The organism is Halobellus sp. MBLA0158, from assembly GCF_041477585.1.
In the GTDB taxonomy this organism is placed as follows: Archaea; Halobacteriota; Halobacteria; order Halobacteriales; family Haloferacaceae; genus Haloquadratum; species Haloquadratum rubicundus.
Genome location: NZ_JBGNYA010000001.1, coordinates 1,818,648 through 1,841,573, shown reverse-complemented (window position 1 = coordinate 1,841,573; position 22,926 = coordinate 1,818,648). Strand labels below are relative to the sequence as shown.

The 22,926-nt window shown below is 67.9% G+C and carries 20 protein-coding genes; 10 read left to right on the top strand and 10 right to left on the bottom strand.

Annotated features, from left to right (window positions below):
- Positions 1–8 precede the first annotated feature (8 nt).
- The 3 genes from OS889_RS09475 to OS889_RS09465 all read right to left on the bottom strand — a co-directional run bounded on the left by OS889_RS09475 (position 9) and on the right by OS889_RS09465 (position 2,508).
- The gene (locus OS889_RS09475; RefSeq protein WP_372389381.1) at positions 9–755 is read right to left on the bottom strand and encodes a hypothetical protein; all 747 of its coding nucleotides are present in this window, start codon (positions 753–755) and stop codon (positions 9–11) included.
- A 54-nt stretch (positions 756–809) separates the two neighbouring features.
- Positions 810–1,904, bottom strand: coding sequence for a mandelate racemase/muconate lactonizing enzyme family protein (locus OS889_RS09470; protein WP_372389378.1), 1,095 nt, complete (start codon positions 1,902–1,904; stop codon positions 810–812).
- A gap of 103 nt (positions 1,905–2,007) precedes the next feature.
- Positions 2,008–2,508, bottom strand: a complete 501-nt coding sequence (locus tag OS889_RS09465) for a universal stress protein (protein ID WP_372389376.1) — start codon at positions 2,506–2,508, stop codon at positions 2,008–2,010.
- A 138-nt stretch (positions 2,509–2,646) separates the two neighbouring features.
- Here OS889_RS09465 and OS889_RS09460 point away from each other — a divergent pair, with 138 nt between their 5' ends.
- From OS889_RS09460 to OS889_RS09440, 5 genes are all read left to right on the top strand, one after another.
- On the top strand, positions 2,647–3,813 hold the full coding sequence (locus tag OS889_RS09460) for a thiamine pyrophosphate-dependent enzyme (protein WP_372389375.1): 1,167 nt from the start codon (positions 2,647–2,649) through the stop codon (positions 3,811–3,813).
- 2 nt (positions 3,814–3,815) lie between these two features.
- Entirely contained in the window at positions 3,816–4,781 is a 966-nt protein-coding gene (locus OS889_RS09455) for an alpha-ketoacid dehydrogenase subunit beta (protein ID WP_372389373.1), read from the top strand.
- A 60-nt stretch (positions 4,782–4,841) separates the two neighbouring features.
- The gene (locus tag OS889_RS09450) at positions 4,842–6,554 is read left to right on the top strand and encodes a dihydrolipoamide acetyltransferase family protein (RefSeq protein WP_372389370.1); all 1,713 of its coding nucleotides are present in this window, start codon (positions 4,842–4,844) and stop codon (positions 6,552–6,554) included.
- Positions 6,555–6,623: 69 nt separating this feature from the next.
- On the top strand, positions 6,624–8,048 hold the full coding sequence (gene lpdA / locus OS889_RS09445) for a dihydrolipoyl dehydrogenase (protein WP_372389368.1): 1,425 nt from the start codon (positions 6,624–6,626) through the stop codon (positions 8,046–8,048).
- Between the two features lie 67 nt (positions 8,049–8,115).
- Positions 8,116–9,063 (top strand): NAD(P)-dependent oxidoreductase, encoded by a 948-nt coding sequence (locus OS889_RS09440; protein ID WP_372389367.1) that lies wholly within the window; start codon positions 8,116–8,118, stop codon positions 9,061–9,063.
- Between the two features lie 286 nt (positions 9,064–9,349).
- Here OS889_RS09440 and OS889_RS09435 read toward each other — a convergent pair whose 3' ends face one another.
- From OS889_RS09435 to OS889_RS09415, 5 genes are all read right to left on the bottom strand, one after another.
- Positions 9,350–10,120 (bottom strand): IclR family transcriptional regulator, encoded by a 771-nt coding sequence (locus OS889_RS09435; protein ID WP_372389365.1) that lies wholly within the window; start codon positions 10,118–10,120, stop codon positions 9,350–9,352.
- Between the two features lie 125 nt (positions 10,121–10,245).
- A complete protein-coding gene (locus OS889_RS09430; protein ID WP_372389364.1) occupies positions 10,246–10,731 on the bottom strand; it encodes a DUF3237 domain-containing protein in 486 nt (161 codons plus the stop codon).
- Positions 10,732–11,030: 299 nt separating this feature from the next.
- A complete protein-coding gene (locus OS889_RS09425; RefSeq protein WP_372389363.1) occupies positions 11,031–12,188 on the bottom strand; it encodes an NAD(P)/FAD-dependent oxidoreductase in 1,158 nt (385 codons plus the stop codon).
- Positions 12,189–12,251: 63 nt separating this feature from the next.
- Positions 12,252–13,226 carry a phosphomevalonate decarboxylase MvaD gene (gene mvaD / locus OS889_RS09420; protein ID WP_372389361.1) on the bottom strand — a complete coding sequence of 325 codons (975 nt, stop codon included), beginning with the start codon at positions 13,224–13,226 and terminating at the stop codon, positions 12,252–12,254.
- Positions 13,227–13,315: 89 nt separating this feature from the next.
- Entirely contained in the window at positions 13,316–13,759 is a 444-nt protein-coding gene (locus OS889_RS09415) for a DoxX family membrane protein (protein ID WP_372389358.1), read from the bottom strand.
- Between the two features lie 329 nt (positions 13,760–14,088).
- On the opposite strand from OS889_RS09415, the gene OS889_RS09410 reads away from it, so the two are divergent.
- The 3 genes from OS889_RS09410 to OS889_RS09400 are packed head-to-tail and all read left to right on the top strand — an operon-like array spanning position 14,089 to position 18,944.
- Positions 14,089–15,606: a COG1361 S-layer family protein gene (locus tag OS889_RS09410; RefSeq protein WP_372389357.1), complete on the top strand. Its 1,518-nt coding sequence runs from the start codon at positions 14,089–14,091 to the stop codon at positions 15,604–15,606.
- Between the two features lie 3 nt (positions 15,607–15,609).
- Positions 15,610–18,156 (top strand): efflux RND transporter permease subunit, encoded by a 2,547-nt coding sequence (locus tag OS889_RS09405; protein WP_372389355.1) that lies wholly within the window; start codon positions 15,610–15,612, stop codon positions 18,154–18,156.
- Positions 18,153–18,944 carry a TrmB family transcriptional regulator gene (locus tag OS889_RS09400; RefSeq protein ID WP_372389354.1) on the top strand — a complete coding sequence of 264 codons (792 nt, stop codon included), beginning with the start codon at positions 18,153–18,155 and terminating at the stop codon, positions 18,942–18,944. Before OS889_RS09405 ends, OS889_RS09400 begins: the two co-directional genes overlap by 4 nt.
- Positions 18,945–19,027: 83 nt before the next feature.
- On the opposite strand, the gene OS889_RS09395 is transcribed toward OS889_RS09400, so the two are convergent.
- Both OS889_RS09395 and OS889_RS09390 read right to left on the bottom strand, forming a co-directional pair.
- The gene (locus OS889_RS09395) at positions 19,028–19,327 is read right to left on the bottom strand and encodes an acylphosphatase (RefSeq protein ID WP_372389352.1); all 300 of its coding nucleotides are present in this window, start codon (positions 19,325–19,327) and stop codon (positions 19,028–19,030) included.
- Between the two features lie 110 nt (positions 19,328–19,437).
- Entirely contained in the window at positions 19,438–20,013 is a 576-nt protein-coding gene (locus OS889_RS09390; protein ID WP_372389350.1) for a DoxX family membrane protein, read from the bottom strand.
- 224 nt (positions 20,014–20,237) lie between these two features.
- On the opposite strand from OS889_RS09390, the gene OS889_RS09385 reads away from it, so the two are divergent.
- Together OS889_RS09385 and OS889_RS09380 are read left to right on the top strand one after the other, a co-directional pair.
- Positions 20,238–21,623, top strand: coding sequence for a phosphohexomutase domain-containing protein (locus OS889_RS09385; RefSeq protein WP_372389348.1), 1,386 nt, complete (start codon positions 20,238–20,240; stop codon positions 21,621–21,623).
- A 147-nt stretch (positions 21,624–21,770) separates the two neighbouring features.
- Positions 21,771–22,907 carry a BMP family lipoprotein gene (locus OS889_RS09380; RefSeq protein ID WP_372389346.1) on the top strand — a complete coding sequence of 379 codons (1,137 nt, stop codon included), beginning with the start codon at positions 21,771–21,773 and terminating at the stop codon, positions 22,905–22,907.
- The last annotated feature ends 19 nt before the right edge of the window (positions 22,908–22,926 follow it).

Below are 22,926 nucleotides of genomic sequence, written 5' to 3'. Positions count from 1 at the left end.
TTGGCACCCTATTCCCCAGATCCTTTTCCGTCATCTAGCTTCTCGGCGACCACGCGCGAACCGCGCTTCGGAACCCACTTCTCGTTCTTGTACCGGGAAGGCTGTTCGATTTTTTGCTGGTCCTCTTTTTCGGCAATTTTCTCCTCGTCGGGATTCATACTCCTGATCTCTCCGTCGGAGACGATCCCGTCGCGGTTGAAGGGAATCACCTGTACAATCGGCGTTCCCTTCTTGACCCACCCGTCGTAGGGAATCTGCTCCCAAATGAAGGGACAGTTGAGGTTGAAAAATCCCTGATCGGCATCAATGACTCCGGAGAAAACGCTAAAACGAGGTTCTCGCCGATTCATCGGCGCAGTTACGAGTACACTATGGTTTTCGGGAACCTGAATCCGCCACGGACTGAGCCACTGAAAGATAGACACTCCTCCGAATGGAGACTCGTCGCTCATCACTCCCTCTTCCTGACGGTGGAGCAACGGGATATCGAAATTCCAGCGGAAGTTGATCGTACCGTCCTCGTCAGCTTCCACCCGCACATGGTCGGCCAGGGGGACGATCCAACCGAGGGTCATCGCGTCCAAGAACGGCCGACATTGCGTCACTGTCGACTTACCGTCGCCGAAAGTGTTGTCCATTTCTCTGAACCACTTCGGGACTTCGCGATTCGCCGGCCGCGGCTCCGGGATCTCTCCGTAGAACTCATCGTAACAGAGGAACTTCACCATCTCGTCCGATCTGATCGACTCAGACATTATTGTTAGCGAAGGTCGCAGATGATAGTAAAGAGTTACGCTGACCAGAACAGCTCAGTCGAGTGTATCGAGGCTCTCAAGCGCCTCCTCATCTGGGTGCAGCCCGAGTCCGGGCCGCTCAGGAAGCGAGACCGTTCCACCCTCGGGTTCCGGGAGCGACTCGTAGAGCCGCTTGTTTGCCTCCCATACCGGGACGTGGAACTCGACGCGGCATCCGTTGGAGACACCACCCTGCAGGTGCATATTCTGGAACGGCCAGCCGCCTCCGTTGGCGACGCGCACGTTGTTGGCCTTCGCGATCCCCGCAACCCTCCGCGCCTCAGTGAATCCACCCACGAAGGCGACGTTCGGGTGACTGATGTCGACAGCGCCGCCTTCGATCAGGTCCCGGTGTCGGAACGCGTGGCCCTCGTTCTGTCCGGCAGCGATCGGGATCCGAGTCCGTTCCCGGAGCGTCGATAGGAGGTCGACATCGTTGCCGTAGACCGGCTCTTCGAACCAAGCGATGTGCTGGTCCTCAATCCGGTTGCTGAGCTCCAGCGCTTCTGGCAGAGAGTATCCGTAGTTTGCATCTATCATCAGCTCGACGTCATCGCCCGCAGCCTCGCGGACCGCGCGAACGCGGTCAGCGTCGGTCCGTGGCGTCGCGCTTTCGGTGGCGGCAACCACCATCTTCAACCGTTCGGCGCCGTTGTCAACGAGGTTTTCCGCGGCGGTCCGGAGCTGTTCAATATCGTAGTCGGCGAATCCGAAGGTGACGTAGGCAGGGACTTCCGATCGCGCGCCGCCGAGAAGACGCCACACGGGTTCGCCGTAGTGCTTCCCTTTGATATCCCAAAGAGCGATGTCAACCGCGCTCACGGCGGTGCTCCAAACACCAGTCTGGGAGCGGGGGTTGTACTTCTCGTAGAGGGTATCCCATATCCGATTGGTCTCGCGTGGGTCCATCCCCACGATTTCCTCGGCTATCTCATTGTTGATGAAATCCGCCGTTGCGCGGGGATTAAGATAGCCTGTCTCGCCGTAGCCAACGACGCCGTCGGCGGTCTCCACCGTCGCGAACACGACAGCAGTATCTTCTGTGGAGTCGAGTAACGGAAGCTGCACGGGGATCTCGTACGCGTTGGCGCTTACGTCAGTGATTCTCATTGGGATCTGTCCCGGTGATTGATCATTATCCGACAAAAATCTATGTCTAACTCTGCAGCAGATACCGAACGGGGAACGGAGAGCAACGCCGCGCGTCCGGTGATCACTCCACAGCCATCACGGCGACCACGGGGCGATCGGCCGAGAGCAGGATCGACTGGGTCTTGCTCCCGAAGAGGGCCTTCCCCGTGGGCGAGCGCTTCCGCCCGCCGATGACGAGGTAGTCGGCCTCGCGCCGGTCCGCCTCGGCCAGGATCTCCTCGACGGGCTCGCCGACGCGACCCATCAAGACCGTGTCGGCGGGGTCGTCGAGGGTTCCGCGGACGACGTCGCGGGCGACGCCGGTCGCGTGGCGCTCTCCGTCCTCGATCGTGTACTCGTCGACTTCCTGGTGCGGCCGGGCGTCGCCACCCCCGTAGGAGGCCGGCGTCGTGATTGACCGGCTCGACGAGCCGCCGGCGGCCGACCGGAACTCCTCGAAGACGTCCTGCGGCATCACGTGGAGCACGACGTGTTCGACGCCGAGCGCCGCCGCCAACTCCGCGCCCCGCTCGACAGCCTCGCTCGGGGTCGTCTCGCCGTCGACCGCTGTCAGTATCGTCATATCCGGATACTCCGAGCGGGTCCACATAAATCGTGGTGCCGATTCCGCGCGCGCGGATACCGCCGGCGGTGGCACCGACGCCGGCGACCGCGCACCCGCGATTTTATTACCGGGCCCACGAAACACATCCGCCGTCGAATGAGCGACAGAGCATCAGACAGGCGAGTACCGTCGGCTGTCGGCAACGGCGACGGAGAGGTGGCGGTCCTGAGCCAGGCGGACCTCGCGGTGCCCACCCACCAGATCGTCGAGCCCGACGGGTCCTACGACCCCGAGGTGGTCCCCGACCTCTCCGAGGAGGAACTGTGCGACCTCTACCGCTGGATGGTGACCGATCGGGTGTTTTCCCGCCGGATGGTGAACATCCAGCGCCGCGGCGAGCTGGGCACCTTCGGCTCGACCCGCGGACAGGAAGCGAGCATCATCGGGAGCGCGTTCACGCTGGAACCGCAGGACTGGCTGTACGTCGGCCGCGCGTGGACGCCGATGTTTATGCGCGGCGCGTCGATGGACGACATGATCCGCTTTTGGCGCGGGATCGAAGAGGGCCAGCAGGCGTTCGCGAAGCAGAACTCCCAGATCGCGATCTCGATCGGCTCGCACGTCCCCCTGGTCGCCGGACTGGCGTGGGGGATGCAGCTGGACGACGCCGACGCCGTCGCGACCGCGTACATCGGCGACGGGGCGACGAGCACCGGCGCGGCCCACGAGGGCATCAACCTCGCGGGCGCGCTCTCGCTGCCGGCGCTGTTCTTCTGCCAGAACAATCAGTACGCGATCTCGATGCCGGTCGACGAACAGACCGGCGCGAAGACGCTCGCGCAGAAGGCGCTGGCGTACGGCATCGACGCGATCCGGGTCGACGGCCAGGACGTCCTCGCGGTCTACGACGCGGTCCAGACCGCCCGCGAGCGGGTGAAGAACGGCACGCCCGTGTTCGTCGAGTCGGTCACCTACCGGCTGGACGCCCACACCACGAGCGACGATCCGACGCGCTACCGCGAGGACGAGGAGGTCCGAGCCTGGGAGGAAAACGACCCCATCGAGCGCTACCGCTCCTTCCTGAAGTCGGAGGGGCTGTGGTCCCAGATCGACCACGACGCCATCGTCGAGGACATCGAAGCCGAGTTCGACGCGGCGCTGGCGGCGGCCAACGAGATGGCTGAGCGGCAGGTCGCCGAGATCTTCGCGCACGTCTACGAGGAGCTCCCGCCGGAGCTGTCCCGGCAGCAGGAGGCGTTCGAGGCGTTGCTAGAAAAGCGACCCGAGATGTACGACCACATCGAACAGCGGCCCAAGGGATGACGATGCAGGCAACAATCGTTCAGGCGGTCAACGACGCACTGCACGGGGAGATGGAACGCGACGACCGGGTGGTCGTCTTCGGCGAGGACGTCGCCGAGAGCGGCGGCGTCTTCCGCGCCACCGACGACCTCCTCGAGGAGTTCGGGAGCGACCGCGTCGTCGACACGCCGCTGTCGGAGATCGCGATCGTCGGCGGCGCGACCGGGATGGCGATGTACGGCTACCGTCCGGTCGCGGAGATCCAGTTCTCGGGCTTTCTCCCGCCGGCGTTCGACCAGCTCGTCACGAACGCCAGCCGGATCCGCTGGCGGACCCGCGGCGAACTCACCGCCCCGATGGTGGTACGGACGCCGTACGGCGCGGGCGTCCGCGCGCTCGAACACCACTCCGAGAGCCTGGAGGGCGCTTACGCCCACATCCCCGGGCTCAAGGTGGTCGTGCCGAGCACGCCCGCGGACACGAAGGGCCTGCTCACGGCGTCGATCCGCGACCCCGACCCGGTGCTGTTTATGGAGCCCAAGCGGATCTACCGCTCCGTGCGCGAGGAGATCCCCGAGGGCGACCACGAGGTGCCGCTGGGCGAGGCGGCGGTCCGCCGCGAGGGCGCGGACGTCACCGTCGTCGGCTGGGGCGCGATGATGCCGCCGACGCTGGAGGCGGTCGACGACAGCGACGTCGACGCCGAGGTGATCGACCTCCGGACGATCTCGCCGATGGACACCGAGACGGTCGCGGAGTCGGTGAAGAAGACCGGCCGCTGCGTCGTCGTCCACGAGGGCCCGCGGACGCTCGGCGTCGGGAGCGAGCTCGTCGCGCGGATCAACGACGAGGCGCTGATGTACCTGGAGGCGCCGATCGAGCGCGTGGCCGGCTTCGACACCCAGGTCCCGCTGCTCTCGATGGAGGACTTCTACCTCCCGCACCCGCCGCGGATCCGCGACGGGATCGAGCGGGCGCTGTCGGACTGAGCTTCTCCCCGTCCGACACCGCAGGGAAATACTGAAAGGGTTGTGCGTCGACCGGTCGGTATGGTAGAACGCACCTTCGAGTTGCCGGACCTCGGCGAGGGGATCGCCGAGGGCGAACTCGTCTCCTGGCTCGTCGCGGCCGGAGACGCCGTCGAGGAAGACCAGGTCATCGCCGAGGTCGAGACCGACAAGGCGCTCGTAGAGATCCCGAGCCGGTACGACGGGGTCGTGACCGAACTCCACTACGACGAGGGCGAGACCGTCCCCGTCGACGCGACGTTCGTGACCTTCGAGGTCGACGAGGGCGAGGGAGCGGCCGGGACCGCCGACGCCGAGAGCGAGGCCGAAGCGGCGGCCGAGTCGTCGACGACAGACGCCGACGAGACGGCCGAATCCGCAGGCGGTGACGCCGCCGCGGAGGCAGACGCACAAACAGCCGCGGACGCGGAACCGGAATCGACCGCCGGGGACGAGGAGCCCTCTGTCCCGAGCGGCCGCGTGTTCGCGTCCCCGAGCACGCGCTCGCTCGCCCGGGAGCTCGGCGTCGACATCGGCCGCGTCGAGGGCACCGGGCCGGGCGGTCGCGTGACCGCGTCGGACGTTCGAGCGCACGCCGAGGGCGAGGCCGAAGCGAGCGGGACAGCGGCGACGGCCGGAGCGAGCGCGGCCGAATCGGGCGCCGACGCGGCGAGCGTCGCGCAGACAACAGACGGCGTCGTCGGGAGCGACGAGGGACGAGCCGGCGGAGCGCCGGTCGCCGTCACGAGCGAGAGCGCCGACCGCGAGCGGACGCTGGCGATGCCGGCCACGCGGCGCCTGGCCGAGGAACTCGGCGTCGATCTGAACGCCGTGCCCGCCAGCGAGGAGCGGGAGGGCGAGCCGTTCGTGACGCCCGAGGACGTCCGGGCCTTCGCCGAGCGCGGGGGGGAAGCGGCGGCCGAGGGCGCGGCTGAATCGGTCGCCGACGCGTCGGCGACGACCGAATCCGAAGCGGACGCGACGACCGCGGCGTCGACGGCGGAAGCGGATACCTCGGCCGACGTCGCGAGCGGGGGCGGCGAGGCGGACCTCTCGGACCGCCCCGGCGAGCGTGTCCCCTACCGCGGCGTCCGGCGGACGATCGGCGAGCAGATGGCCCAGTCGAAGTACACCGCGCCGCACGTCTCCCACCACGACGAGTTCGACGCGACCGATCTGGTCTCGCTGCGCGAGGAACTCGACGCGGCCGCCGGCGAGGACGTGAAGCTCACCTACCTCCCGCTCGTCGTGAAGGCGATCACCGCGGCGCTCAAGGAGTACCCGTACCTCAACGCCAGCCTCGACGAGGAGGCCGAAGAGATCGTCCTCCACGACGAGTACAACGTCGGCATCGCGGTCGCGACCGACGCCGGGCTGATGGTCCCCGTCGTCGACGACGCCGACGAGAAGGGGCTCAAGCAGCTGGCCCGCGAGATCGACGACCTCGCGACGCGGGCCCGAAATCGGAAGATCAAGCCCGAGGAGATGCAGGGCGGGACGTTCACCATCACGAACATCGGCGTCATCGGCGGCGAGTACTCCTCGCCGATCATCAATCACCCCGAGGCCGCCATCTTCGCGATGGGCCCGATCAAGAAGCGCCCGTGGGTCGTCGACGACGAGGTCGTCGCGCGGACCACGATGCGATTCTCGATGTCGGTCGATCACCGCCTCGTCGACGGCGCCGACGCCGCGCGGTTCTCGAACCGCGTGAAGGAACTGCTGGCGGACCCGACGCGGCTCCTCCTGGAGTAGGCCCGGATCTCCCCCGGCGCCCGACCGCAGACGGATGGCTTTTTGATTCGCGGCCGAGAGGAGTCGGGTATGGTAATGGGCGACATCGCGACGGCGACGGACCTCCTCGTCATCGGTGCGGGACCGGGCGGGTACGTCGCCGCGATCCGCGGCGCACAGCTCGGACTGGACACGACCCTCGTCGAGAAGGACGCCTACGGCGGCACCTGTCTCAACCGCGGCTGCATCCCCTCGAAGGCGTTCATCCACGGCGCCGACGTCGCACACGAGGCCGCGAACGCCGAGGAACTGGGCATCCACGCCGACCCCGCCGTGGATATGCGCCAGATGCAGGAGTGGAAGTCCGGCGTCGTCGACCAACTCACGAGCGGCGTCGAGAAACTCTGTAAGGCCAACGGCGTCGCGCTCCTGGAGGGCACGGCCGCCTTCGAGGACGAACACACCGCGCGGATCGCCCACGGCGGCGAGGGGCAGGGTATGGAGACCGTCGAGTTCGACCAGGCGATCATCGCGACCGGGTCGCGGCCCCTCCAGATTCCCGGCTTCGACTTCGACGACGACCCCGTGCTCTCCTCGGCGGAACTCCTCCAGATGGAGTCGGTCCCGGACAGCCTCGTCGTCGTCGGCGCGGGCTACATCGGGATGGAGCTATCGACGATGCTCGCGAAGCTCGGGACCGACGTGACCGTCGTCGAGATGCTGGACGACGTGCTGCCGATGTACGAGGACGACATCAAGCGGATCGTCCGCTCGCGCGCCGAGGACCTCGGCGTCGAGTTCCACTTCGGCGAGGGCGCGACCGGCTGGGAGGAGGCGGGCGACGGCGTGGTCGTCTCGACCGAGACCGAAGACGGCGAGGTGTCGGAGTACGCCGGCGACGCCGTCCTCGTCGCGGTCGGGCGCCAGCCCGTCACCGACACGCTCGAACTGGAGTCGATCGGCCTGGAGCCGAACGAGAACGGCTTCATCGAGACCGACGACCGCGCCCGGACCGACGTCGAGAACGTCTTCGCGATCGGCGACGTGGCGGGCGAGCCGATGCTCGCGCACGCGGCCAGCGCCGAGGGCATCGTCGCCGCCGAGGTCGCCGCGGGCGAGCCGGACGCGCTCGACCAGCAGGCGATCCCCGCCGCGGTGTTTACAGATCCCGAGATCGCGACGGTCGGGCTGACCGAGGCGGAGGCCGAAGCAGAGGGCTTCGAGCCCGTGGTCGGCGAGATGCCGCTACGGGCCAGCGGCCGCGCGCTCTCGATGAACGAGTCCGAGGGCTTCGTCCGGGTGGTCGCCGACGAGGCGAGCGGCATCGTCCTGGGCGGCCAGCTCGTCGGTCCCAACGCCTCCGAGCTCGTCGCGGAGGTCGCCCTCGCCGTCGAGATGAGCGCGACGCTCGAAGACGTCGCCGGCACGGTCCACACGCATCCGACGCTCGCCGAGGCCGTGATGGAGGCCGCCGAGAACGCGCAGGGCCAGGCGATCCACACGCTGAACCGCTGAGCGTCCGACGCCGATCGTCGGCGTCCCCGAACCAAGGAACTATTTTCCGTCGTGCGGTGGCTGGGGTATGGCCCGAGACACGTCGATCGAGCGCATCGGCATCCACGACTGGGGCACGCACCCGTGTCCGCCCGACTACCTCCGCGATCTCCTTTCGGAGTCTCTTCCTGATTGCGAGTTCGAGCTGTGTGAGACCGACGATCTCGCGGATTTCGATGCGGTCGTCACGCTCTATCACCACGACGAGTTCCTCGAATCGGGCCTCCAGTGGGTCCACAACATCCGCTCGGGCTACGAGGACTTCCCGCTGGACGCCTACGAGGAGCGAGGGATCACGGTGACGAACAGCACGGGCGTCGCGGGCGACCTCGTCGGCGAGAGCGTCACGGGCCTCGTGCTCTCGCTGGCGAAGGGCTTCCACCGCTATCGCGACAAGCAGGCCGCCCGGGAGTGGAAGCGCCTCCCGTGGCGCCGACCATTCGAGGTGAGCGGATCCAGCGCCTGCGTCGTCGGGCTCGGCGAACTCGGCGGGAGCGCCGCGACGCGGCTCGGCGTCCTCGGGATGGACGTCGACGGCGTGGACATCCGCCCCGTCTCGGGGCTGGGTCTCGACCGCGTCTACGACGCCTCCCGCATCGAAGAAGCCGTCGCTGACGCGCGGTTCGTCGTGTTGACCACGCCGCTCACCGAGGCGACACGCGGACTCGTCGACGCCGACGTCCTCGACGCGATGCGCGGAGACGCCTACCTGGTCAACGTCAGCCGCGGCGAGATCGTCGACCAGGAGGCGCTCGTGGACGCGCTGGAGGCCGACAACATCGCCGGCGCGGCCCTCGACGTGTTCTACGACGAACCGCTGCCCGCGGACTCGCCGTTCTGGGAGATGGAGGAGGTCATCGTCACGCCCCACGCGGCCGCCCAGGCGGTCACGTACGGCGACCGGATCGCCGAGCTTGTCGAGACGAACCTCGGGCGCCTCGACGACGACGGGACGCCGTGGAACCGCATCGTCTGACGCGCGGTCCGATCGACCGAGCTTCGAGGCGTTCGAGTTTCGCGAACGCTCGGTGAAAAGTTCCCGAGATATGTGTCTTCTTTCGTATATTACGAACTAGATAATGTAGAAGACGAATATACCGCCGCATACGCCAGTTCCACGTCACGCGAATTCCGCGGCCCCGAGCGTGAACGCTCGTGTGTCGGCGTCGCGGTCCGACGCTGTTCGGAGACGACGAAAGCGGGTTCGAAATCTATGATTAACGATCCTGAGGTTCGCCGCGAGACGCCGATCGGAACCCCGGCTACGAGTGCGTCTGATTGAGTTCAATGATGTTCGCCGCCCGGCGGAGTTCCGGCAGGATCTCGGAGTCGATGCGGTCTTCGTCCATCCGGCTGACCGGACCGGAGACCGAAAGCGACCCCGCGATCTCGCCGTCGCAGAGGATCGGCACGGCAACGCAGTTCAGCCCCTTGATCCGCTCTTGGCGGTCGTAGGCGTACTCGCGCTGTCGGATCTCCGAGAGCGCCTCGAAGAGCTCCTCGCGATCTGTGATGGTGTGTTCGGTCTTCGCCGGGAGGCCGTGGCGGTCGATGATCTCGTCGACGCGTTCTTCGGGGAGGTACGCGAGGACGGTCTTGCCGAGCGCCGTCGTGTGGAGTCGGACCGACTGGCCCGTGTAGGAGTCGAGGCTGACGGCGTCGTCGCCGCGCTCGCGCGCGAGGAACACGCCGAGACCGTGTTCTTCGACCAGGAGGTTGGCGTACTCGCCCGTCGCGTCCGCGAGGCGCTCCATCTCCGGGATGGCGATCGAGTACAGTCGCTCGCGGGAGCGCGCGTACCCGCCGAGATCGAAGAAGCGAAGGCCGACCTCGTACCGTTGATCGCGCTGGACGACGTACCCCGCGTGTTCGAGCGTGCGGAGGTAGTTGTGCGCGCTGCTCTTCGGAATGTCGAGGTGGTCGGACAACTCTGTCACCGTCGCGCCGTCCAGGGACTTCAGCGCCTCGACGATCCGGAACGTCGTCTGTGCTGTCTTCACGGGCGTGTTCGGTTCCGGGGGGCTGGCGTCCATAGGATATGAAGGATCGTTCGGGATATTATAACTATCGTTCGGAAGGAAATGGATGCAGTTCTTCCGAAGCGCGGAGTGCTCCGGCGGTGCCGGACAGATCGGTCGGACGCCGCGACCGGGACGGGCTATCCGACCTGGTAGATCGCCAGTCGGACGCCCTTCGGCTGACGCGTTCCGGTCGCGACGAAGATCCTGTTTTCGAGCCATTCGAGCTCCGGCGTGGCGACCTCGAACTCCGGAACCGAACAGAAGTAGACGTCCTCGGGGTCGACCGGCTTCCCCTCGCGGATCCGCTCGCTGACCTCCAGATCGGCGAATCGCATTCCGCGGTTTTCCACGTAGATGCGGTCGCCGTCGGTCGTCTCGATGGCGTACTTCGCGACCAGTTCGCTGGGGCGTCGGTCGCGGTAGATCTGGTAGTCCGCGCCCGCATCGAGGACCTCGCCCTCGATCTTCCCCGTCACGGTGCCGCCGAGGATCGGGATGATGCGCCGCTGTCCGTCGCCGGTGTCGCCGATCTCGATCGGGGATTCGACCTCCACGTCCAGTTCCATTACCCGTTCGAGGCCCAGTTCGAGGTTCGGATCGTCGCTCTGCCAGTCGTCGGCCATACGCCCACTGACGACCGAATCAACATAATCGTTGTGTGTGGATTCGCCATCGCCGTCCGGCGGTTGGGCGCGCTCCCAATAACATATGTACCAGTGTTATCCAATCGAGCGGTCGCGACCCGCTCGAATCGCTCTGTGTTGGGAGAAACCGAGTCCCATTCTCACCCAATAATATCGGTATAAATATATTCTATACTGAATTTAGTATTCAGAGTGTACTTCGTTATTAGGTCGATAGAGCAGTTAAATAGACTGTATCCTGGAATCAGTTCATAAATTTTATTTTACTACTAAACAGATTAAAATATTATCTTACCTTTAAACTCGGCTTCGGCCAGCTCCACCGCGTTTCGGACGGCACCGACCGAACTCAGGTGACCTGCGCCGACGGCGGTCTTCATCGCCTTCGCGGGCGCGCCGGTCACCACTTCCGGACCGATCTGGGCGACCGTGCCGTCGCCGACCGTGACGATCCAGCCGGGCACCTCGAAGCGGTAGGGATTCAACCGCGGCTCGAACCCGCCCTCGCCGGACTTCTCGTGGGTGACCAACCGCGCGAGGTTGTCCGCGACGGTCCGCGCCTCGCGGATCGCGGCGGAGGCGGAGGCGGGCACCGGCTCGCCGTCGGCGTCGATGGCCCTGGCGGCGTCGCCGACCGCGAAGGTCCGCTCGTCGAGTCGGAGGTCGCGCCGGACGACGGGGCGGTCCCGCTCCATCGCGTCGGTGCCGCGGATCCCGCCCGCCCAGACGAAGACGTCGGCGGCGAATCGTCCGCGGTCGGTCTCGACGGCGTCCGCGGTGGCCGATTCGACGGTCGTGTCGGTCTCGACCGCCACGCCGCGGGATTCGAGTTCATCGCGGACCGCGGCCCGGAAGTTCGCGGGGAAGTTCGGCGCGACCACGGACTGCTGTTCGAGGACGGTGACGTCGGTCGCGACGTCCTCCTCGCGGGCGAGGGCGGTCAGTTCGCCCGCCGTCTGGATCCCCGAGAGCCCCGCGCCGCCGACCACGACGTCGACTGACTCGCCGGGATCCGTCTCGGCGGCGGCATCGAAGAACGACTCGCGGATGGCCGTCGCGTCCGCGACCGAGGTGAGCGGAAGCCCGTGGTCGGCCACGCCCGGGATGCCGTAGTCGGCGGTGTCCGAGCCGAGGCAGACCGCGGCGTAATCGTACGAGAGGGCGTCGCCGTCGGCGAAGCGGACGGTCCGTCGCTCGCGGTCGATGCCGTCTACGCGGGCCGTCCGGACGTCCGCGCGGTCGAACAGCTCCGTCAGGGGCACCCGGATCGCGTCGGCGACGCTCGGGCGTCGGATGACCCGGTGGACCTCGTGCTTGACGAGGTGGGTCTCCGATTCGTCGACCACGACGAGGTCTACGTCCGGCGGCAGCGCCGATTCCAGCCGGTGGGCCAGCGTCACGCCGGCGTAGCCGGCACCGAGGACAGCCACTCGCATACGGAAGCCACGGGGCGAACGCGCAAATGTCGTACGGCCGCCGCGGGCCGGAATCGACTTTTCTCAGAACAGCGCTTCCGACGACGGGAGGATCTCCGCGGGGCCGCCGACCTCCCAGACGTCGGTCTCGACGCCGACGTCCGCGACCGCCTCCTCGACGCGGTCGGCGTACTCGGCGGTCGTGTTGACGTAGACGCTCGCGCCCGTGTCCGTCGAGAAGTAGACGGGCACGTCCTCGTCGGTCCGGAGTTCGCGCACGGCGTTGAACACGGCGACGGTGTCGGGCTGCCAGTAGACCCACCCGGCCGGGCCGGTCATCGTCGTCGCCGCCAGCGACAGCGAGTCGTGCTCGGCCAGCTCGAAGACGCGGTCGAAGTCGGCGTCGTAGAGGGCGTCCCGCGCCGCGTCGATCTGGTGGTGGATGTGCGCCATCCGGGCCTGGAACATGTGGCTCTCGGCGGCCTCGCGGTGGGCCTCCTCAGTCTCCTTGTAGGCGGGCACGTGCGCGGCGACGATCCGGAGGTCGTCCTCCAGGTCGGTTTCGATCCGCTCGGAGCGGCAGTCCTCGTCGTTCATCCCCGAGTGGAGGTGCGAGAAGGCGCCGGTGACCGCGCGGGCCGCCGAGGCCGAGCCGCGGCGGGCGATCGTCGAGACCTCCGGGCGCGTCAGGTCGAGCCCGGCGGCCTCCGCGAGCGCCATCGCCGCCGCCGCGAAGCCCGAGGCCGAGGAGCCGAACCCGATGTTCGAGGGGAAGGAGTTCTCGGATTCGAGCCGGACGGGGTGGTCGAACCCCGCGAGGTCGCGGACGCGGTCGACGACGCCGTCGATGCGCTCTGCGCCGCGGCCGTCGACCCGGTCGCCGTCGATCCGGTAGACGTCGTCGGCCGCGTCCGGCCGGAACTCGACGGTCGTCGTCGTCGCGCTCGGCGCGGTGCAGACGCTGATGCTGTCGTGATACGGGAGGCGGAGCTCGTCGTCCCGCATTCCGTGGTACTTGATCACGCCCTGGATCGGGTGCGCCCTGGCGGTGGCTTTCATACCTCAACGCGGGAGGGACGCGAGGTTAAACGTCCCGATGGCGCGCCACCACACGGGGGCCGGGCGCGTCGGCTTCGTCGGCTATCGACTCAGATGCCGACGTTGAGCGCGTACGGCCACGCGGTCCCGGACAGCGCCAGGAAGACGAGCGCGCCGCCGAGCAGCGCGACGTTCTTCAGGAAGTTCGTCATCTCGGACTGCTGTTGCTCCTCGGGGACGGCCCAGAAGTCGTGGATCGTCGGCGTCGAGACGACGAGGAACAGCGCGATCGCGCCCGCGGACAGGGCGGGGAACGCGCCGATCGCGATTCCGAGGCCGCCGGCGAGCAGCATTCCGCCGCTGAAGAGGACCGACGCGCGGCCCGCGGGAATCCCCTTCGCCTCGGCGTAGCCGGCCAACTGGTCGGCGCTCTGGAAGTGATTCAGGCCCATGAAGGCCAGCACCAGACCGAAGAGCAGGCGTCCCAAGAGGAACGCGAGTCCGTTCGATCCGGCGTCGAGCTGTAGCACCGTCGTTGAGATATCTGGTATCATCTCGTTAGTTGGTATCGATACGAACTGTTATATCAGTTTGCGAACGCCGATGATATCGGGTGACAGCGGTGTAACCGGGGTTTTGGGCCACTTTTATGGTGTTCTGACGAATAATTGACAGTGTCGCGGTCGCGTCGTCGCGGCGACCGTCGACGTGCCCGCCGGACGGCCGAGAACGCACACGGTGTTTGTAGAAATTTACAATACCTTTTATACTAGGGGTTCTATGACCGCGGTAACGACCACGTCCGTCGCGGGGGCGGACCGCCGCCGATCGGCCGCGGCGCGGCGTGGGAATACCCATGAAACGCAAGCTACTCGCCGCTCTGATGGTCGCATCGCTCCTCGCGAGCGCGGTACCCGCGGTCGCGTTGACCTCGAACCCCAACATCCAGACGGTAACGTCGAACCCCACGCTCCAGCCGGGCAGCGTCAACGAGCTCTCGTTCAAGCTCCTGAACGACGGCACCGGCGCGGAGGACGAGACGCGCGACGCGTACAACGTCCACGTCCGGCCGGCGGGCCGCGTCGGTCCGATCGAAGTCGAGACGCGCGAGCTCTACGTCCAGTCGCTTCCCGACGGCGAGCCCGCGGATCTGTCACTTGACCTCGACGTCCCGGCGAACATCGATAGCGGGACCTACCGGATCCCGCTCCGGCTCACCTACGAGTACGACAACGGCGCCGGCAACGACGTCGAGCGGAAGACGACGATCTACCTCCCCGTGCGCGTCGAGTCCGGCCCGCAGTTCGACGTCGTCGACACGGCCTCGACGGCGACCGTGAGCGGGTCGGGGACGCTCGAAGTGACGATCCAGAACGTCGGCGACACCGCCGCCTACGACTCGACGGTGTCGCTGTCGTCGTCGGCCCCCGACGTCACGCTCGGCTCGGACACCTCCAGCACGCGCTTCGTCGACGCCTGGGAGCGCGGCGAGAACCGCACCTTCGAGTTCGAGGCGACCCTCAGCGACAGCGCCTCCGTCGGCAACTACTCGCTTGCGGCCCAGATCGACTTCGAGAAGCCCGACGGGACCACCGGTTCGACGCCGTCGCTGACCGTTCCCGTCCGCGCGCTCCCGGAGATGACCTTCGACATCTCCGACCTCCAGAGTTCGCTCCGCGTCGGCGAGGAGGGCGCGGTCTCGGGCACGGTCACGAACACCGGGCCGATGGCCGCTGACAACGCCGTCGTGACGCTCCAGGACCCCGGTCCGACGATCACGCCGGTCGAGGACTCCGTCGCCGTCGGATCCCTCGAGCCGGGCGAGTCCGCGCCGTTCTCGTTCGACGTCGAGGTGACCAGCAGCGCCTCCTCGGGCCCGCGACAGTTCGACTTCGGCGTCACCTACCGCGACCGCGACAACACCGAACAGCAGGCCGAGACGGTGCCCAGACGGGTCGAGATCGGCGAGCAGTCGCCGGAGTTCGACGTCCAGCCCGTGAACGCGACGTACAGCGCGGGCTCGGGCGGCACCTTCGAGCTGACGCTGACGAACACCCGTGACCACGCCGTCTCCGACATCTCCGCGAAGATCTACATGGACTCGCCGCTGTCGTCGTCCGACGACGAGGCGTTCGTCGAGACGCTCGAACCCGGCGAGTCGGCGACGATCCGCTTCCAGCTCAGCGCCGGAAGCGGCGCCACGGCGAAGACCTACCCCGTGAAGATGGACTTCCAGTACGACGACGAGGACGGCGACACCATCATCTCCGACACCTACCAGGTGCCCGTCGAGGTGACAGAGCGCTCCGGGAGCGGCGGCCCGCCCGTGCTGCCCATCGTCGGCGTCGTGCTCGTGCTCGTCGTCGGCGGCGGGTACCTCTACTACCGCCGGCAGGGCTGACCGATGGCAGTCGACTACCAGCGCTTCGTCGACTGGGCGGACGACAACATCGTCAACCGTCCGAAGAAAGTGATGCTGGCGTTCGTCCTCGTCACGCTGGTCTTCAGCGTCGGCCTGGGCAACGTCTCGACGGAGTCGGGGACCCAGCAGTTCGCCGAGGACATCCCCGCCGCGGACGCGCTCGAACGCATCGAAAACGAGTTCCTGCCGGTGTTCGAATCCGGCACCGGAAGCACCCAGCTCGTCCAGCGGAACGCGAACGTCCTCTCGAAGCAGTCGATGCTCGCGATGTTGCGGGCCCAAGAGGCGCTCGAAGACCGCGACGACATGTACGTCTCGGACACCTCGTCCGCGGCGACGGTCATCGCTCAGACGATCGACCCCGAGGCGACGACGCTAGAAGAACAGATCGTCGCCCTGGAGCGGGCGACCCCGACCGAGGTCCGGCAGGCCGTCCGCGAGAACGCGGACAATCCGCGGTTCACCGGCACGCTGAGCAACGACTTCAACCGGAAGGCCGCGTCGGCCTCGGCGACGATCGGCGTCGTGACCCACGACCTGCCGCAGGACGTCGGCGGCGGGACCGGCCAGTCGGGCGACAGCCCGATGACGTCAATCCAGATCGACGCCCAGCGGATCATCGACGCGGAGCTGTCGGCGGACATCACCGTCTTCGGCAGCGGCATCATCGCCGACGAGTTCGGGACGGTCATCACCGACTCGCTGCTGATCGTCACGCCCGCGGCCGTGCTCCTCATCGTCGGCTTCCTCATCGTCGCCTACCGCGACCTCCTGGACCTCATCCTGGGGGTGGTCTCGCTCCTGATGGCGGTGGTCTGGACGTTCGGGTTCCTCGGCTTGGCGGGGATCCCGTTCAATCAGATTATGATCTCTGTCCCGCCCCTGCTCTTGGCGGTCGGGATCGACTTCGGCATCCACGCGATCAACCGCTACCGCGAGGACCGCGCGACCGGACTCGACGTCGACTCGGCGATGCGGGTCGCGACCGACCAGCTGCTCGTCGCGTTCTTCATCGTCACGGGCACCACCGTCATCGGGTTCCTGTCGAACCTGGCCTCGGACCTGCCGCCGATCCGCGACTTCGGGATCGTCGCGGGCGTCGGGATCACGTTCACCTTCCTGATCTTCGGCATCTTCCTCCCCGCGGCGAAGGTGTGGCTCGACCGCCGCCGCGACGGCTGGCCCATCCCCACTTTCAGCCAGAGCCCGCTCGGCCGCGAGGGGTCGAGCCTCGGGCGCGTCCTCTCGGTGGGCGTGTTCCTCGCGCGGAAGGCGCCCGTCGTCGTCATCGTCCTCGGGCTCTTGTTCAGCGCGGGCGCCGCGGGCTATGCGACCGGCGTCGACACCTCGTTCTCCCAGGAGGACTTCCTCCCGCCCGAGGAGGTCTCGCCGTTCCTGAAGTCGCTCCCGGAGCCGTTCGCCCCGAGCGACTACGGCGTCGTCGCGACGCTGAACTTCCTCGAAGACAAATTCACGCGGACCCAGGGGGGATCAGTGACCGTCTACGTCGAGGGGCGGATGGAGAACGACGCCGCCCTCGAACGCATCTACCGCGCGGGGGAGAATCCGCCGGAGGCGCTGGTCGACGCGGGCGACCGCCGCGCGGAGTCGACGAGCATCGTCACGATCATCCAGGACTACGCGGACCGCGATCCGGAGTTCGCCGAGCTGGTCGAGCGGAACGACCGCAACGACAACGGCGTGCCGGACGACAACCTCGCGACGATCTACCGCGAGCTCGAGCGGTCGCCGGTCGGCGACCGCGCCTCCGAGTACCTGGCGGACGACCACCGGAGCGTCCGGATCGTCTACTCGACGACCGCCGACGCCTCCGACGACGAGGCGACCGCGGCCGCCCGCGAGATCGCAGACCGGTTCCGGACCGACGCGACCGCGACGGGCAACACCGTGGTCTTCCAGCAGGTCTCGGACCTGATCTTCGAGTCCGCGATCACGAGCCTCTCGATCGCGCTGAGCGCGACCGTGCTGTTCCTCGTGTTCGTCTACTGGGTCCTGGAGGGCCTGCCGTCGCTGGGGATCGCCAACCTCGTGCCGATCGTCGTCGCGGTCGCGGCCGTCGCGGGGACGATGCGCGTGCTCGGCATCTCGTTCAACGCCTTCACCGCGACGATCCTCTCGTTGACGATCGGGCTGGGGATCGACTACTCCGTCCACGTCGTCCACCGCTTCATCGACGAGCGCCGCGAGCGGCCGCTGGTCGAGGCGCTCGAACGCACCGTCATCGGGACCGGCGGCGCGCTCCTCGGCAGCATGGCGACGACGGCGTTCGGGATCGGCGTGCTCGTCTTGGCCGTCCTCTCGGTGCTCGGGCAGTTCGGCATCCTGACGGCGATCTCGATCGTCTACTCCTTCCTGGCGTCGCTTCTCGTCCTGCCGTCGGCGCTCGTGGCCTGGGACCGCGTGGTCAACGGCGATCCCACCACCGCGATGGGGCCCCGCGACGCCGGGGGCGAGGCCGCCGCTGACGAACCGCTCGACGGAACGAACGTCGACGGGGGGTCAGTATGAGCCCGGACGTCGACACCGACGTCTCCGAGCACGAGGCCGTCGAGGCGCTCGAACGCCTCGGGCTCTCGAACTACGGGGCGCGCGTGTTCGTCGCGCTCCAGCGCCTCGGCGTCGCGACGGCCAAGCAGATCCACGAGGAGACCGACGTGCCGCGCTCGCAGGTCTACGGCGCGGCCGAGGAGCTGCTCGACCTCGGACTGGTCGAACTCCAGCAGTCGACGCCGAAGCGCTACCGGCCGGTGGGTCTGGACACCGCGCGGCGACAGCTCGCAGAGCGGATGAAGCGCGAGGCCGACCGCGCGTTCTCGTTCCTCGAAGCCCAGCGCGAGGCCCGGATCGAGCGGGAGACCCGCGACGACGTCTGGACGATCCACGGGCGCGAGCCGGTCCACAACCGCGTGGAGGAACTCGCCCGCCAGGCGACGGATTCGATCCTGTTTGCGGCGCCGTCACCGGCGTTCGTGCCGCCGGACCTCCCGGCGACCCTCCAGTCGCGGATCGCAGCCGGGGCGTCGGCTCGCGTCCTCAGCGAGGACGCGGACGTCAGAGCGATCTTCGCGGACGTCGAGGGCGTCGAGGTCGCCGAGGCGATCGACCCGCCGATGGACCACCCGGGCCGGGTCCTCATCGTCGACGACCGCGTGGTGTTGCTCTCGGCGACGCCGCCCGGCGAGGGCGCCGACGAGACGGCGATCTGGTCGGCCGACACGGCGATGGCCGAGATCCTCGCGCGGGTCATCGAGAACAGCATCGACTCCTTCCTCAACGGGTCGTTCGGCGAGGAGTGAGCGGGCGAGGCGGGGACCCGCGCTCGCTTCCGCTCACGCTCACGCTCTCGGGCTTGGGCTCGGGTCCGTACTCGTACTCGCACTCACCACCGCACGCGGAACCCCGACTCGCCCTCGGGCGTCTCGTACTCGACCGCGACGTCTTCGACCGAGGCGGCCGGGCTCCCGGTGTGGCACCACTCGACCATCTCCTCGACGGCGGATTCGGGGCCCTCGAACACCGCCTCGACGCGACCGTCGTCGAGGTTCCGCACCCAGCCGTCGACGTCGCGCTCGCGGGCCGCATCGCGCGTCGACGCGCGGTAGTAGACGCCCTGGACGGTCCCGCTGACGAAGACGTGCGCTCTGACGGTGTCGGCTGCGTCGCTGGCGTCGTCGGTCATCGAATCGACGTACGGACGCCGAACGGAAAAGATGGCGGTCCGGGAGATTCGCGGTCGAACCGTCCGACTCCGAGACCGCGTCGCCACCGCGAAAAATCCGGAGCCGGGAGTCAGCCGAGGAGGTACCTGAGCCAGGGGTTGCTCTGCACGATCGAGGTCTCTTCGAGGTACTCGTCGACGCCGACGATCCGGCCAGCGCCGATGGCGCCGAGGCCGAACAGCAGGGCCGCGTAGACGATGTGGTCGTCGACGACCCAGCCGTGCGCCAGCGGCAGGCCCGCGAGCAGGCCGCCCTGAAGGCTCGCCAGCCAGTAGAACAGCATCATCACGGCGCCCCAGAACGCGTTCCAGCGGACGAGCGCGCCCACGATGAGCCCGAGTCCGGTGAGCGTCAGCCCCCACATGTTGAGGATGTCGATGAGCGGGCTCCCCGCCATCGAGATGAACAGCTCCCGAGCGGGATTGGCCTGCGGGATCGCGTTCGCGAGGTAGCCCGCGGCCGTCCAGTTGTTCTCGGGGTTCGCGTCGAGATACGTGACGAGCTTCGTGATGCCGCCCTGGAACAGGGTCCAGCCCATCACGACCCGAAGGATCAGGATGGCGTAGCCGATCCAGTGCTCGGAGTACTCGAAGTTGGTCGTCCGACCCAGAATCTCCGCGTCCAGTTTTCGCGTGCTTGATGACATGCGTCTCGTCCTCCGTTCGGAGGATACCCACCAGTTAATATATAATTACGGGTGGATCCTACTGGGCAGGAACCAGCGTACGCGGATTCTCCGGACATATAGACGTCACGGATTCTCGACCTATCTGGATATCTGTATGTGTGATCTTCACACCATCAGGCAACATCGCCGACGGCCGGCGGGCAAGCGTGAAGTTATAGGGGATCGGCGGACCCACTGTGGGTATGGACCTTTTCGGGACGGCTGGGATCCGCGGGTCGGCCGAAGAGCGGGTGACGCCCGAACTCGCGCTCGCGGTGGGTCGCGCCGTCGGCACCGACGTCACCGGGACCGAACCGGACGGGGGAGCGGCGAACGACACGCCGACCGTCGTCGTGGGACGGGACGGGCGAACGACGGGCCCGGCCCTGGCGGCCGCGGCCGAAGCGGGGCTCGAATCCGCCGGCGTCGACGTCCGCCGGGCGGGCGTGGTCCCGACGCCGGCGCTCGCGTACGCCTCGCGGGGCCGCCGCGGCGTGATGCTCACGGCGTCGCACAACCCCCCGACGGACAACGGCATCAAGGTGTTCGTCGACGGCGAGGAGTACGACAGGGACCTCGAACAGGCGATCGAGGCGCGCGTCGCGGGCGAGCAGCGGCCCGCCACGTGGGACGCCTGGGGCGACTCCGCCGAGGAGACGGTGCTCCCGGACTACCGGGAGGCGGTCGTCGCCTACGCCCGCGAGTACGGCGCCGACGCCGACGGCCTCGACGTCGCGGTCGACTGCGGCAACGGGATGGGCGCGCTCGGGACGCCGGGCGTCCTCCGGGAGCTCAGCGCGCGCGTCGTCACCCTCAACGGCCAGGTCGACGGCCACTTCCCCGGCCGGGAGTCGAAGCCGACCCCCGAGTCCCTCGCGGACCTCCGGGCGTTCGTCCGCGACGGCGACTTCGACTTCGGGATCGGCCACGACGGCGACGCCGACCGGATCGTGATCGTCGACGGCGATGGCGAGGTCGTTCACGAGGACACCGTCGTGGCGATCTTAGCCGAGCGCTTCACCGAGGCGGCCGACGCCGACGACCCCGTGGTCGTGACGACGCCGAACGCCTCGGGGCGGATCGACGAGCGGGTCCGCGCGGCCGGCGGCCGCGTCGAGCGGGTCCGGCTCGGCGCGCTCCACGAGGGCATCGCGACCGCCCGCGCCGGCGGCGGGGACGTGGTCTTCGCGGCCGAGCCCTGGAAGCACATCCACCCCGAACACGGCGGCTGGATCGACGGCGTCGCCTCGGCGGCCGTCCTGACGCGACTCGTCGCCGAGTCGGGGCTCGACGGCCTCCGCGCGCCGGTCACGGAGCGTCCCTACCGGAAAGTGAGCGTCCCGTGTCCCGACGAGCGGAAAGCCGAGGCGATGGCCCGCCTGGAGTCGTCGCTTCCGGAGGCCTTCCCCGACGCCGACGTCGACACCGAGTACGGGGTCCGCCTGGAGTTCGCGGACGCGTCGTGGACGCTGGTCCGCCCCTCCGGGACGGAGCCGTACGTCCGCGTCTACGCGGAGGCCGACGACGTCGACGCCCTCGTCGACGAGGTGACGACCGTCGTCGAGGCCGCGGTCGAGGACGCAGACTGAGCCGTCGGTAGCTTCGCCCCGACCCGCCGGCCCGCGGTCGGGTTTCCAATGCCCGTCCAGTTTTCACACCCGGGAGTGGGTGTGCGGGGTCGGAAGCGACGAATTTATGCACATATCGCGTCCCTTACTGGGTAGGTGTCCATAGTAATGGATAGACGTACTTTCGTGAAGGCGACGGGCGTGGCGGGAATCGCGGGACTGGCCGGCTGTAGCGGCGGTCCCTCCGGGGGCTCGACCGAGACGGAGACCGAAGCGCCGACCGACGCGGGCGGCGACGGCGGCGGCGAGGAGACGACCGCGGCCGAGACCACCGCGAGCGGCCCGACGGCCAACATCGGGATGGTCTATGCGACCGGCGGCCTCGGCGACGGGTCGTTCAACGACCAGGCCCAGCAGGGCGCGCTGCAGGCCGAAGAGGAACTGGGCATCGCGTTCAACGAGGCCCAGCCCGATCAGGTGTCGCAGTTCAGCACCTTCCAGCAGCAGTTCGCCGAGTCGACGGACCCGGTCTACGACCTGATCTGCTGCATCGGGTTCCTCCAGGCCGACTCGGTCGGCCAGACCGCCGAGACGTACCCTGATCAGAACCTGATGATCGTCGACTCCGTCGTCGACGCGCCGAACGTCGCGAGCTACACGTTCAAGGAGCACGAGGGCTCGTACCTCGCGGGCCTGATGGCGAGCATGCTCACGACGCGTGACTACTCCGCGGGCGCCGGCTCGACCGCGGGTGACTCGACGAACGTCGGCTTCGTCGGCGGCGTCGAGTCCGACCTGATCAAGAAGTTCCAGGCCGGGTTCGAGGCCGGCGTCGCCGCCGGCAGCGACGACGTCGACGTCCTGACGAACTACGTCGGCGGCTTCAACGACGTCGCGGGCGGCCGCGAGGCCGCAACCGCGATGTACAACAGCGGCGCCGACATCGTCTACCACGCGGCGGGCAACACCGGCACGGGCGTCTTCCAGGCGGCCCAAGAGCAGGGGCGGTTCGCGATCGGCGTCGACCGCGACCAGTCGATCACCAAGCCCTCCTACTCCGACGTGATCCTCGGCAGTATGGTAAAGCGCGTCGACACGGCCGTGTTCAACGCCATCGAGTCGGTCGTCGACGGCGAGTTCCCCGGCGGCACGGCGGTCTCCCTCGGGCTCGAACAGGAGGGCGTCGCGCTCGTCTACGGCGACCAGCTCGGCTCGGAGATCCCCGACGACGTCAGAAGCGAGGTCCAGAGCGCCCGCGAGGGCATCATCGGCGGCGACATCTCGGTCCCGACCGCGCCGCAGTAGCGACCGGCGACGCACATCC

What these genes read in the sequence shown, in the direction of transcription:
- OS889_RS09475 (WP_372389381.1), bottom strand. Translation starts at nt 755, where the DNA reads ATGTCTGAGTCGATCAGATCGGACGAGATGGTGAAGTTCCTCTGTTAC.
- OS889_RS09470 (WP_372389378.1), bottom strand. Translation starts at nt 1,904, where the DNA reads ATGAGAATCACTGACGTAAGCGCCAACGCGTACGAGATCCCCGTGCAG.
- OS889_RS09465 (WP_372389376.1), bottom strand. Translation starts at nt 2,508, where the DNA reads ATGACGATACTGACAGCGGTCGACGGCGAGACGACCCCGAGCGAGGCT.
- OS889_RS09460 (WP_372389375.1), top strand. Translation starts at nt 2,647, where the DNA reads ATGAGCGACAGAGCATCAGACAGGCGAGTACCGTCGGCTGTCGGCAAC.
- OS889_RS09455 (WP_372389373.1), top strand. Translation starts at nt 3,816, where the DNA reads ATGCAGGCAACAATCGTTCAGGCGGTCAACGACGCACTGCACGGGGAG.
- OS889_RS09450 (WP_372389370.1), top strand. Translation starts at nt 4,842, where the DNA reads ATGGTAGAACGCACCTTCGAGTTGCCGGACCTCGGCGAGGGGATCGCC.
- lpdA (WP_372389368.1), top strand. Translation starts at nt 6,624, where the DNA reads ATGGTAATGGGCGACATCGCGACGGCGACGGACCTCCTCGTCATCGGT.
- OS889_RS09440 (WP_372389367.1), top strand. Translation starts at nt 8,116, where the DNA reads ATGGCCCGAGACACGTCGATCGAGCGCATCGGCATCCACGACTGGGGC.
- OS889_RS09435 (WP_372389365.1), bottom strand. Translation starts at nt 10,120, where the DNA reads ATGGACGCCAGCCCCCCGGAACCGAACACGCCCGTGAAGACAGCACAG.
- OS889_RS09430 (WP_372389364.1), bottom strand. Translation starts at nt 10,731, where the DNA reads ATGGCCGACGACTGGCAGAGCGACGATCCGAACCTCGAACTGGGCCTC.
- OS889_RS09425 (WP_372389363.1), bottom strand. Translation starts at nt 12,188, where the DNA reads ATGCGAGTGGCTGTCCTCGGTGCCGGCTACGCCGGCGTGACGCTGGCC.
- mvaD (WP_372389361.1), bottom strand. Translation starts at nt 13,226, where the DNA reads ATGAAAGCCACCGCCAGGGCGCACCCGATCCAGGGCGTGATCAAGTAC.
- OS889_RS09415 (WP_372389358.1), bottom strand. Translation starts at nt 13,759, where the DNA reads ATGATACCAGATATCTCAACGACGGTGCTACAGCTCGACGCCGGATCG.
- OS889_RS09410 (WP_372389357.1), top strand. Translation starts at nt 14,089, where the DNA reads ATGGTCGCATCGCTCCTCGCGAGCGCGGTACCCGCGGTCGCGTTGACC.
- OS889_RS09405 (WP_372389355.1), top strand. Translation starts at nt 15,610, where the DNA reads ATGGCAGTCGACTACCAGCGCTTCGTCGACTGGGCGGACGACAACATC.
- OS889_RS09400 (WP_372389354.1), top strand. Translation starts at nt 18,153, where the DNA reads ATGAGCCCGGACGTCGACACCGACGTCTCCGAGCACGAGGCCGTCGAG.
- OS889_RS09395 (WP_372389352.1), bottom strand. Translation starts at nt 19,327, where the DNA reads ATGACCGACGACGCCAGCGACGCAGCCGACACCGTCAGAGCGCACGTC.
- OS889_RS09390 (WP_372389350.1), bottom strand. Translation starts at nt 20,013, where the DNA reads ATGTCATCAAGCACGCGAAAACTGGACGCGGAGATTCTGGGTCGGACG.
- OS889_RS09385 (WP_372389348.1), top strand. Translation starts at nt 20,238, where the DNA reads ATGGACCTTTTCGGGACGGCTGGGATCCGCGGGTCGGCCGAAGAGCGG.
- OS889_RS09380 (WP_372389346.1), top strand. Translation starts at nt 21,771, where the DNA reads ATGGATAGACGTACTTTCGTGAAGGCGACGGGCGTGGCGGGAATCGCG.